This is a genomic window from Zymomonas sp. (assembly GCF_020216885.1).
Classification (GTDB): domain Bacteria; phylum Pseudomonadota; class Alphaproteobacteria; order Sphingomonadales; family Sphingomonadaceae; genus Zymomonas.
This window is the reverse complement of the sequence record NZ_JAIWON010000023.1, coordinates 1-10,000: the sequence shown is the minus strand read 5'-3', so window position 1 is coordinate 10,000 and position 10,000 is coordinate 1. Positions and strand designations below refer to the sequence as shown.

The following is a 10,000-nucleotide window of genomic DNA, read 5'->3' as shown; positions in this document are numbered from 1 at the left end:
TTTTTTTGCCAGTCGGGATGAATGCCTGTTCTGGGTCATCAAATTCGGCCATTGCCGTGGCGCGATCGACCACCGCCGCCGCAATAATATCCCGAAGTAAGGTTGTTTTGCCTGTCCCTGGGGGCCCATTAACGGCGATGATGCCGTCTTTTTCCTGTAATTGGTCACGGGTTAGATTCACGGCGGCCTGTTGCAATAGTACTAGCGCGTGACCACCAGCGGAAGGCCAACGGGCGATTGGCATCAGGGCCGGTGAAACCGCTTTCTCAACGGCATCATGATCGGTAAGCAAATTAAAGATATTTTCGGCTTTTTTATCACCGAGATAATAGCTTAAGCCGGCATTAGCCTTTCCCTGCTGAAGAAGACTGCGCGCTAGTGCAAGATCACCCAAGAAAAAAGAATTAAGAAGCGTGGCCTGCGGCGGCTTGTCTGATGACAGCGGGTGGTAGATCCGAAGCGCAAAGCTGGGTGCCTCGATAAGATCGGAAGGCAAGCCAAATTGTTCCGTTATCCATTGAAAGGCTTCTTCCAAAATACCCCTGTTAAGAGGCTGTTTTTTGCCGCCTGTATCGTTATTCTGGAGGATAGTAGTGAGATATTCGGTCACTTGGGGTTCGATATCCGGCCAAGCCCCTAGAATATCGAGTTTTCCCTTTAAGGCTTGCGGTAACGCCCATGCAAAGCTGGAAATGGCAACACTGTTATCTTCTATGAGAAAACCGCGATCATCGACAAGAATAGCGGCAATAGCCGATTTTTCCTTTATTCTTTGTCGTGTTTCTTCATCCTTGCCAAAGAGCTGGATCAGTTTTTCTGTTGCTTCTTGCATGGGTATAGAGCCGAGAATAATCTGATAATAGAGCCTTTTTTTAGGTGGCAGGATTTCATGATTTCCCCATGGAAGCTGCGCTCTTGTTAGTGAGGCGACCGCTTTTTTATCGCCTGCGGCTAAATCTTCGGGATTGCGATAGGTTTGGGGTGAAAGGGCTTCTTCGGCTGTCCATGTCGCGAGAATAGCCGCTGGTTCATTGGCTTTTTTGGCCTTAAAACTGGGCAAAAAATGGAGCAATTTATCCAGTAGATTGAATTTTTTAGCCCCTTTTTGAGAAAGGGGTTTTTCTTCTTCAAAAAAAGAAAAGCTGGCTTCTTTTTGAATGGCATCTCGGTCTATTTTTTGAATAGCCCATTCGATTTTTTGGATTAAATCCTGTGCAAAATCGCTATTTCTATAGCCTAATTCATCGTGGATAAGAGATAGAATATGCGGGTTTCTAGGGTTTTCCTGATAAAGATTTTTGAGCCGTAAGAGGGAATAATGGGAATAAGGTCGCTCGTTTTTCTTTATCACGCCAAGATTATCCGTTTTTATTCGTTTTTGTTTCAGTAAAGAAAGTGATTTATTTCAAAGCTATTCTTGAGAAGAGAGCGAACTATCCGACATATTGTCTTTATAGGCAACAAGGAAAAAAGGATGGTCGGTTTTTATGAAAAGAGAAGGGGGATATCCTGCGTTCAAAGAAGAATTATTTTAAATGAAAAGACTTTTGAGAAAATTAAAGGCTTTTATCAAAAAAATGGTGCCCCCGAGGGGATTCGAACCTCTGGCCTGCGGTTTAGGAAACCGTCGCTCTATCCTACTGAGCTACGGGGGCATGGGTAATTTCTCTATAGTTTCATCATCATATCGTCAATATTGAAGCCCATATCTTTCGAGATATTCGGTTATGGCTATCCTTGATTTTTATATTGAAAAGCAAAATTTTCCGACAGGAATCAAACAAACAGCCCGATTTTAGAAAATATGGGAGTCTCTATTAGACATTTTTGTTTGAAAGCTTCATGAGAATGATCCCTGCGATGATAAGCGAGACAGCAAGAATACGGATAAAATTCGCCGGTTCTTTCAGAAAAACAATACCGACGATAAAACTGCCAATAATGCCAATACCTGTCCAGACGGCATAAGCGCTTCCCAAAGGCAGAAATTTCATTGACCATGACAGCAAGCCGAAGCTGGTAAACATCGTAACAAACATGATAATGGTTGGAATGATGCGGGTGAAACCCTGGGATTGTTTCATGAAATATGCCCAGATAACTTCAAATAAACCCGCAATAGTAATGACCAGCCATGCCATCGATCGATGATGTCCCTTTTTATGTTTCAGTAGATAAGAAATATTTTTTACGTATGTAGTAAAGTCCGTTATTCTTACTAATAATTATTGTTGATGATGGTGTTTGTCTAAATATTCAATAATCAATGCCTTTAATTTTGTACATAAATCAGAAAGCTTGCAGTCGATGTCTTCAAGGCTTATGGCTGCCTTCAAGTTTAATCATCTACTTAAATATTAATAGGTAAAATTCGTGCAAGCTTCAGAGGGGGGGGCAGATTACTTAAAGGACCCACCGCACATGAAAATCCATTATCTTGTCACTAGCCTAGAAAATGGTGGTGCAGAATTTGCTATTCCTTCTATCGTGCATAGTCTGCAACGACTTGGCTGTGAAGTAAAAGTTATCGCTTGTGAACCGCGTGATATGAAAGCCGCGCCGAAACTTGAAAAGGCTAATATTGGTTATGAAGTAATGTTTGGTAGCAGAAGAAGTATTTTTACCTACACCAAAGCTTACTTAAAACGAATAAAAACTGATAAGCCAGATGTGATCTGGACCTCACTTAGTAGGGCGACCTTGGTTGGACAATTAGCTGGTGCATTGACGCGAATTCCTGTTGTAAGTTGGAAGCATAGTGCAGCCGTTAGGCTATACACTCAAATTTTTCGCAAATTTTCAAAACTCTGGATTGCAGATTCTGCGATCGTTGAGGCCTTTTTGCACGATAAAATGAGAATACCTAAAAGCAATATTATGTCTTGGCCACTCTATTGTTGTGAAACATTACCCCCGATAACGCATCATTGGGATGGCAAGCGCCCTCTTCGAATTGGCAGTATGGGGCGCTTGCGTGAACAAAAAAATTATGAGATTTTGGTCGATGCGGTTGATATTCTTCTTAAAAAACGTCCAGATTTCCGGCATCGCTTTACGCTTTCTATTGCAGGCCGTGGTCCACTTGAAGAATCATTAAACCTGCAAATTAAGAATCTTAATTTACAAGATCATGTTTTTCTTGTGGGATATAGTGAGCATCCAGAAAAGTTTCTGGAAAATTTGGATCTCTATATTCAACCTTCAATATTTGAAGGCATGTGCCTCGCTGCTCATGAAGCGATGGCAGCAGGGTTGCCCGTTATCGCCACCCCTGTAGGTGAGTTGGCTTATAGTGTCATTAACAACAAGACAGGTTTTTTGGTGTCAGGTGATCTTAAGCAGACTATTGGTCAAGCATTAGAACTGCTACTTGAAAATCCTCAAAAAGTTTTTCTTTTTGGAAGAAATGCACAAAATTTTGTAGCAAAAAAATTCAGTCTTGATCGCTTTAATTTAGCTGGTTCTCAAATTGTTAATCATATTAAAACAAAAATACTAAAGAAATAATGATGATTATTTATAAAAAATCTATATAAAATAGATTTTATATTATTACATATGATTTATTATTTTTCTTTCATCTAAATACAGTAATTGCTTTTTTGTGGATGTGGAAAAGAAATTCACCCTGATTAGTGGATTTTATCGGGGATTTTGCGAGCGGTATCGGAAAGGGCTTCTGGTAGATGTTGTGCCAGATTATGGGCGATTTCCTTTTTAGGCGCATTCAGGTCAAGATCGGCCAGCAAGTCTTCAAACATTTCGGTAAGCAGCGTTTCATTGGGTAGCGCCATATTCATTTTTACAAATTGTATGGGTGGCATGATTTGCCGGATGGCCGAGATTTCGGTTTTTAATTCATAACTGGTCAGGCCGGAAAGTGCCAAAATGTCTTCTGGATTGATCTGGTGATTCATTAAAACAGCGGCTATTTTTCGGGTCAGTTCCAAGGGTAAATATTTTTTCTTGAAACGATTCATATCTTCATAAAAGGCATAGCTGGAAGCAGGCATGTCTATGGCTTCAGCTAAGGCTCTGATCGTGATCGGAGGCTTGGCCGCTTTTCGCAATAATTTCAGTTTGTTACATGGGGAGGGCATGAATGCACAATGCGAAAATTTGAGACCAAGTCTTTGCAAAATATTGGTTGTTCTATGTGTTAAAATTTAATACAAATACTTCCTGACAATGCTCGCAAACAAAAAGAAATTTTCTCGGATTTATTCTAAAATTTCATATTGAGTGAGATAATAATTTTTTAATGAGTAGGGCGGCATGGAAAATAAAAAAGAAGTTAACTATGCAGAAAACCTTCGTCTTGAAGCCGACCGCACTTTAAAAAATCAACTTGTTGAGCATAGAAGCTATTGGCTCGATCGTTCTATTGATATGGGGGGCGATTCTGTTGAAATTATTATGCGGGCTGACCTTTTCTATAGTTATGCGCTTTATGGCGACTTACCTTGAAGACCGCTGCTCATTAGCATTTTTTCCTGCATTTTCATATAGATAGCGGGATATAAAAAGAAAACTTTTGTTATATGCAGTCAACCAGTGACGATGAAGAAGGAAGCCATGCCTTTCATTCGGGAAGGCGAGTTCTTCATGGGGTATCCCGCGATTTTGTAATAAATGGGTCAGTTCTTCTGACTGTGTGAAAGGCACATTGTGATCGTCATCCCCGTGAATGACCAAAACCGGCGCGCGCCATTGATCGAGATTAGCCAAGGGTGACGATTGCCACATGAGATTTTGAGATTCTCTTTGCGCATCAGGTGAGAGGCTAGCCGGAGCGGGTCTCAACAAATTATGCACCCCATGGAAATCGACACCGACTTTAAAAATATCGCTGTTTCGAGCCAGAGCCAAAGCGGTCAGATAACCGCCCCAACTGCCTCCCCATAGCGCGATATGCGCCTTATCAACATCAGGACGGCTTTCGAGATAACGAACTGCCCCCATAATATCGCGGTATTCACTGGCACCTTGCCGTCCAGTTTCAGGCGCTTCGCGATAGTCATGGCCATAGCCGCTGCCGCCGCGATAATTGACACTGAGGACATTATAGCCGTTATGGGCGAGGAACTGATTAAAGATATAGGCATTCTGATAGTAATTTTGCGCTGGGAAACCGTCCAGCATCTGCCGTCGGGGCCCGCCATGCAGAAAAATTACTGTCGGATGTGGTTGATTGTGGTTACTGCGCGCCCCAAAAAACTGACCGTAGCTCTCTTTCCCATCGGAGGCTAGAAAATGGACACTCTCCACGGGTGTAAAATTTTGGCGAGCGATATCCCAAGCCTTTTCCGAGGTCAGGCTATGAAAGCTATTTTCGGTCACAAGCGCCGGATGAGGAAGTTGGAAGTTATTACTGATTAAAGCGGCCAAGGCTCCGTTGGCTAGGCTCGGTTTAAAAGTAAGAAAATTTTGATTGCCTAACTTTTACGTTTTTCCCGAAGACAAAGAGCGCGCCCAAAGGCTGTAATGATCGCGGTTATCGCGATTGGCCGTATAGATAATCCGGTTTTGGGCATTATCGACGATGAATTCTTCTACCTCGAATGCGCCTTTCATGAGAGGTGATACCGTCCCACTATCGGGGTTGAGGCTGTAGATATGAAGCCAGCCATCTTGCTCCCAAGGGAATAAAATCTGATTTTGCTCTGTCCAATAAAGATTTTGATGACGGGTTCCGACATAGGCCTCGCCTGTGCCTTTGGGGGCGTGCCATTTTTCCGTGAGAGTGAGATTGTTTACATCCGCAATCATCAGCGACCACCAACCATTTTTGCGGTCAGGGGAAGAAATGGATTGGGGCGGTTCATAGGCACGAATAAAAGCCAATTTTTGGCTGTCCGGTGAGAAAACCGGAAAAAGATCATTACCAAAAGCAGCTGGTAAATACTCTAATTGGCCGCTTGTTATGCGATATAAGGCAATAAAGCCGTGGTCGATCCGGTCATCGACAAAGGCCAGTGATTTACCATCAGGTGACCAGCTAAGATCGCGAATATGCCCTTTGATCGTAAAAAGTTTTTTAAGAAGTATCTGGCTGCCCCGTCTATACAGCCAAAGGCTGTTTTTCGAGATATAGACGAGAGATTGACCATCTGGCGAAAAAAGCGGGTTGTAGCCTGAGGCGATGATGTTATCGGATGCCAAAGTCAGATCAATGAGATGAATTGTAGCTTCGGGGGCTTGCGGTTGGAAGGTCGGATTCGGCGGTGGAGCATCTGGAAATTCAGGATCACTGCCGCGAACATAAGCCAGTTGACTGTCATCAGGTGAGAAGGTGAGGTTATAGAGTGCTTGCCCGTCATCTTCATTATAATGTGCCAGAATACAATTCAAAGGCAGATTGTCGGCTTGGGGATCGGGACGGGTTAAGAGAAGCTGATGTTGTCCGGCTTGGTACCGAACAAAAGCCCATTCTTTGTGATGATGGGCGGCGGTGAGTTGGCTATCCCGAGGTAACGCCATCCATTTTTCCAAAGGGGCTAAGACGGCATCTTGTGAAGAGGAAAGGGGCGTTTTGGGAAGAGATGATGCCCAGAGCGGGTAGGGTGATGAAACAATAAAGCTAATCGGAAGGAGCAGAGAAGCCAGCCAAGCCTTGGTCTTTTTCCGTTTGGAATTCCGGTTATTTCGGACGCTATCTATTTTTTGCAGAAGAGAGAAAGGGCGTTTCATCATCCTTTCCTTGTAAGGAAGAAGAAAAGGATGAGAAAGCCAAATTATGAGAAGGCATCCTTGCCTGAAGAAAAAGCGGCAAGGACACATTTCAAAGAAGATTAGTTCAGATCATAGGCCTTGATTGCACCGGTCAGATACATATTCCGTGCTTTAACACGGCTTAATTTACCAGAGCTGGTACGAGGCAAAGAACGCGGCGGCACCAAGGCCACCATGCAGGGTATCCCGATCATCGTCCGCACTTTCTGATTGATCTCGGCGTGCAGTTTCTTTCTTTCTTCGGGATCGGACATCCGGCATTGCACCAAAATCGCTGGCATTTCTTCGCCAGACTCGGTCGTGATCGCAAAAGCGGCGATATCACCCCCTTTGAAACCGGGGAGCTGTTCAACTGCCCATTCGATATCCTGTGGCCAATAGTTACAACCATTGACGAGGATCATATCTTTGGCACGGCCAACAATATAAATATAGCCGTCGGACATATAGCCCATATCGCCCGTATCGAGCCAACCATCGACCATGCAGGCATCGGTCGATTCTTTGTCACGGAAATAGCCGCTCATGATGCCGGGGCCTTTGACCCAGACTTGGCCGACTTCGCGTTCTGGTAAATCCTTACCATCGGCATTTCGGATAGAAATCGTCGTGTCTTTGACGGGTTTGCCGCAATTAACAATCGAACGATATCTTTCCGGTTGGTTTTCATCCGCTTGGCTGCCGGAAAGAAGACTTTCCTTGACCATTTCGACCCGAATACCTTCGTTTAGTGGCATCAAGGAAACCGCAAGGGTGGCTTCGGCCAAACCATAGGAAGGCATAAAGGCATTGGGATTGAAGCCTGCTTCGGAGAAGGCATCAACGAATTTCTGCATAACATCAGGCCGGATCATATCCGCGCCATTACCCGCAACCCGCCAACGGGACAGGTCAAATCGGTCGGCGGCCTTCGTCTGGCTGGACATGCGACGAGCGCAAATATCATAGCCAAAGGTCGGAGAATAGCTGATCGAATAGCCTTCATTCCGCGTGATTAAATCAAGCCATGCGAGCGGACGACGAGCAAAGTCATTCGTCTTTAGATAATCGGTTGAGATCTGATTGGCGATGATCGAGAGCATACAGCCGACCAGACCCATATCATGATACCAAGGCAGCCATGAAATACAGCGGTCATTATCCCGCATATTCATGCCCAAGCCATGCGCATTCAAATTGCTGAGCAATGCTTGATGGGTAATAATAACGCCATGCGGGAAGCGCGTGGAACCGCTGGAATATTGAAGATAGGCGATATCGTCTTTCTTCGCCTTCGGTAATTCAATGATGGGGGCATCTTCGAGCAGAAGATCATCCCATGCCATCGCCTTTACACCATTTTTGGCAGCGGCTTTTTCGGCAAATTCCGATAATTCCTTTGGATAGGCGATTAGGCTGGGATCACTGCTTTTGAGCTGGATCGCCAATTGGTCGATATAGGCTTCTTTCCCGCCAAAAGACGTTGGCAAAGGAAGCGGCACCGGCCAAACACCTGCATAAATCGCCCCAAAAAATAAAGCAGCAAATTCTGGACAGGTTTCTGCAATTAAAGCCAATCTGTCACCGGGTTTCATTCCCCGTGCAATCAGCCTTGAAGCCATCTTTAGAGCATCGGCACGCAATTCACTGAAGGGATAAGGTCTGATAAGTGACCCACGCGCATCATGAAAATTCATGCCTTTTTTGGATAACGCCGCGTAATCCAAGGCTTCGCCCATCGTATCAAAATCACAGCGGCGGCGTGCTACCTGATCATCATTGGTAGGCGTAGGTTTTAAAACTGGTTCTTGATCGCCCACAGCATTTTTCTTTCCGACCAAAGTCGACAACGTTTATTCCTCCCCGGGGCATACTTTTTTAGAGTATGCTGTCAGAAAATATCCCGCCCATATCCCGGGATAATAACTGCCCAATTCTTTATCAAACTATGACAGAGACGCAAGTCGTGCATCACCATTTAAAAAACAAGCAACGCAAACCTCTTGATGAGGATTCATTACGTCAACTCGCTTTATATTATGTTGGACGTTATGCAACATCTTCGAAAAAATTGTCAGAGTATTTGAAACGAAAAATAAATCAGTCTGGGTGGATTGGCACCGCACCCCCTGACATTTATGCGATTATTTCTTATTGTATCAATCTTGGCTATATCAATGATCCCCTATTTGCAGAAATGAAATATAATGCCTTTAAAAGACGAGGATATGGCAAAATTAGGGTGAAATCGGCTTTAAAAGCCGCCGGTATTGATGAAAAGATTATTGATAGTCTGACAGGAAATAACGATTCAGCGATGGAAACCGCTTTGCATTATGCCCAAAAACGACATCTGGGCCCCTTTTATGAAAAAGAGGATCGAGATGATATCAAAGTTAAAAGGCGACATTTTGCAGCTATGGCAAGGGCTGGGCATTCAGCCGATGTGATCGCCCGAATATTCAAGATCAATATTGAAGACCTCGAATCCTAGGCGATACATCAGGATTGAAAGGGAATGCCTGTTTCTTTGACGGCAGCGCAAAGGTCAGATTCGAAGCAGCGCAGGCATTCCGGTTTTCTGGCCTTGCAGATATAACGTCCGAAAAGAATGAGCCAATGATGCGCATGAAGGCGATATTTGTCGGGTGTGACGTCTTCTAAGGCCTTTTCGACGGCGCGGACATCTTTGCCGGGGGCAAGTCCTGTCCGATTAGCGACCCGAAAAATATGGGTGTCGACCGCGATGGTAGGGCGATTGAAGGCCACATTTAAAACGACCAAGGCCGTTTTCCGTCCAACCCCCGGTAACGCTTCCAATGCCTTTTGATCGGCGGGCACTTGTCCTTGGTATTTTTCAACCAGAATATGCGATAGGGCAATGATATTTTTGGCTTTGTTATTATAAAGCCCAATGGAGCGAATGTAGTCTTTTAAGCGAGCCTCCCCGAGATCAATCATCTGTTCTGGAGTATCGACTATTTTGAATAACGGTTCGGTGGCTTTGTTGACGCTGACATCGGTTGCCTGTGCGGACAGGACAACCGATACCAGTAAGGTATAAGGATTTTTGAAAACCAATTCCGAACGCGGATTGGGATTATCCTTGGCTAAACGCCGATAAAATTCTTCAATAGAATCGGGGGTCATAAACCAAGAACGTCCTTCATCTGGTAAAATCCGGCAGATTGATTGGCGAGCCAAAGCGCGGCTTTTAAAGCGCCACGGGCAAAGATGATCCGGCTTTCGGCGCGGTGTCCCAATTCGATTCTTTCACCTTCGCTCGCAA

At 44.5% G+C, this 10,000-nt stretch carries 10 protein-coding genes, 1 tRNA gene and 1 pseudogene; 3 read left to right on the top strand and 9 right to left on the bottom strand.

What is annotated here, in order from left to right; translation table 11 throughout:
• The 3 genes and pseudogenes from LDL18_RS01230 to LDL18_RS01220 form a co-directional block, all read right to left on the bottom strand.
• Positions 1-1,351, bottom strand: a pseudogene (locus tag LDL18_RS01230) (helicase); the annotation flags it as partial.
• Between the two features lie 227 nt (positions 1,352-1,578).
• Positions 1,579-1,655, bottom strand: a tRNA-Arg gene (locus LDL18_RS01225).
• A 162-nt stretch (positions 1,656-1,817) separates the two neighbouring features.
• A complete protein-coding gene (locus LDL18_RS01220; protein ID WP_011240587.1) occupies positions 1,818-2,141 on the bottom strand; it encodes a multidrug efflux SMR transporter in 324 nt (107 codons plus the stop codon).
• A 280-nt stretch (positions 2,142-2,421) separates the two neighbouring features.
• On the opposite strand from LDL18_RS01220, the gene LDL18_RS01215 reads away from it, so the two are divergent.
• Positions 2,422-3,507 carry a glycosyltransferase gene (locus LDL18_RS01215; protein WP_296506302.1) on the top strand — a complete coding sequence of 362 codons (1,086 nt, stop codon included), beginning with the start codon at positions 2,422-2,424 and terminating at the stop codon, positions 3,505-3,507.
• Positions 3,508-3,632: 125 nt separating this feature from the next.
• Here LDL18_RS01215 and LDL18_RS01210 read toward each other — a convergent pair whose 3' ends face one another.
• Entirely contained in the window at positions 3,633-4,100 is a 468-nt protein-coding gene (locus LDL18_RS01210) for an XRE family transcriptional regulator (protein WP_296506300.1), read from the bottom strand.
• Between the two features lie 175 nt (positions 4,101-4,275).
• Here LDL18_RS01210 and LDL18_RS01205 point away from each other — a divergent pair, with 175 nt between their 5' ends.
• Positions 4,276-4,467 carry a hypothetical protein gene (locus LDL18_RS01205; RefSeq protein ID WP_296506299.1) on the top strand — a complete coding sequence of 64 codons (192 nt, stop codon included), beginning with the start codon at positions 4,276-4,278 and terminating at the stop codon, positions 4,465-4,467.
• Here the strand turns inward: LDL18_RS01205 and LDL18_RS01200 are convergent.
• The 3 genes from LDL18_RS01200 to LDL18_RS01190 all read right to left on the bottom strand — a co-directional run bounded on the left by LDL18_RS01200 (position 4,459) and on the right by LDL18_RS01190 (position 8,561).
• Complete coding sequence (locus LDL18_RS01200; protein WP_296506296.1) at positions 4,459-5,388, bottom strand: alpha/beta fold hydrolase; 930 nt, start codon at positions 5,386-5,388, stop codon at positions 4,459-4,461. The two genes, LDL18_RS01205 and LDL18_RS01200, sit on opposite strands and share 9 nt — an antisense overlap.
• A 54-nt stretch (positions 5,389-5,442) precedes the next feature.
• Positions 5,443-6,693 carry a DPP IV N-terminal domain-containing protein gene (locus LDL18_RS01195; RefSeq protein WP_296506294.1) on the bottom strand — a complete coding sequence of 417 codons (1,251 nt, stop codon included), beginning with the start codon at positions 6,691-6,693 and terminating at the stop codon, positions 5,443-5,445.
• A 98-nt stretch (positions 6,694-6,791) separates the two neighbouring features.
• On the bottom strand, positions 6,792-8,561 hold the full coding sequence (locus LDL18_RS01190; protein ID WP_296506292.1) for a fatty acyl-AMP ligase: 1,770 nt from the start codon (positions 8,559-8,561) through the stop codon (positions 6,792-6,794).
• Positions 8,562-8,659: 98 nt separating this feature from the next.
• Between LDL18_RS01190 and LDL18_RS01185 the strand changes: the two genes are divergently transcribed.
• Complete coding sequence (locus tag LDL18_RS01185) at positions 8,660-9,205, top strand: RecX family transcriptional regulator (protein ID WP_296506288.1); 546 nt, start codon at positions 8,660-8,662, stop codon at positions 9,203-9,205.
• An 8-nt stretch (positions 9,206-9,213) separates the two neighbouring features.
• Here LDL18_RS01185 and nth read toward each other — a convergent pair whose 3' ends face one another.
• Together nth and LDL18_RS01175 are read right to left on the bottom strand one after the other, a co-directional pair.
• Positions 9,214-9,861, bottom strand: coding sequence for an endonuclease III (gene nth / locus LDL18_RS01180; RefSeq protein WP_296506286.1), 648 nt, complete (start codon positions 9,859-9,861; stop codon positions 9,214-9,216).
• Positions 9,858-10,000: dihydrodipicolinate reductase C-terminal domain-containing protein (locus LDL18_RS01175; RefSeq protein WP_296506308.1), on the bottom strand; the 143-nt coding region annotated here is incomplete at its 5' end. The genes nth and LDL18_RS01175, both read right to left, overlap by 4 nt.

Bases quoted from the DNA above. Each gene is read 5' to 3' on its own strand.
- LDL18_RS01220 (WP_011240587.1), bottom strand. From the start codon at position 2,141: ATGGCATGGCTGGTCATTACTATTGCGGGTTTATTTGAAGTTATCTGG.
- LDL18_RS01215 (WP_296506302.1), top strand. From the start codon at position 2,422: ATGAAAATCCATTATCTTGTCACTAGCCTAGAAAATGGTGGTGCAGAA.
- LDL18_RS01210 (WP_296506300.1), bottom strand. From the start codon at position 4,100: ATGCCCTCCCCATGTAACAAACTGAAATTATTGCGAAAAGCGGCCAAG.
- LDL18_RS01205 (WP_296506299.1), top strand. From the start codon at position 4,276: ATGGAAAATAAAAAAGAAGTTAACTATGCAGAAAACCTTCGTCTTGAA.
- LDL18_RS01195 (WP_296506294.1), bottom strand. From the start codon at position 6,693: ATGATGAAACGCCCTTTCTCTCTTCTGCAAAAAATAGATAGCGTCCGA.
- LDL18_RS01185 (WP_296506288.1), top strand. From the start codon at position 8,660: ATGACAGAGACGCAAGTCGTGCATCACCATTTAAAAAACAAGCAACGC.
- nth (WP_296506286.1), bottom strand. From the start codon at position 9,861: ATGACCCCCGATTCTATTGAAGAATTTTATCGGCGTTTAGCCAAGGAT.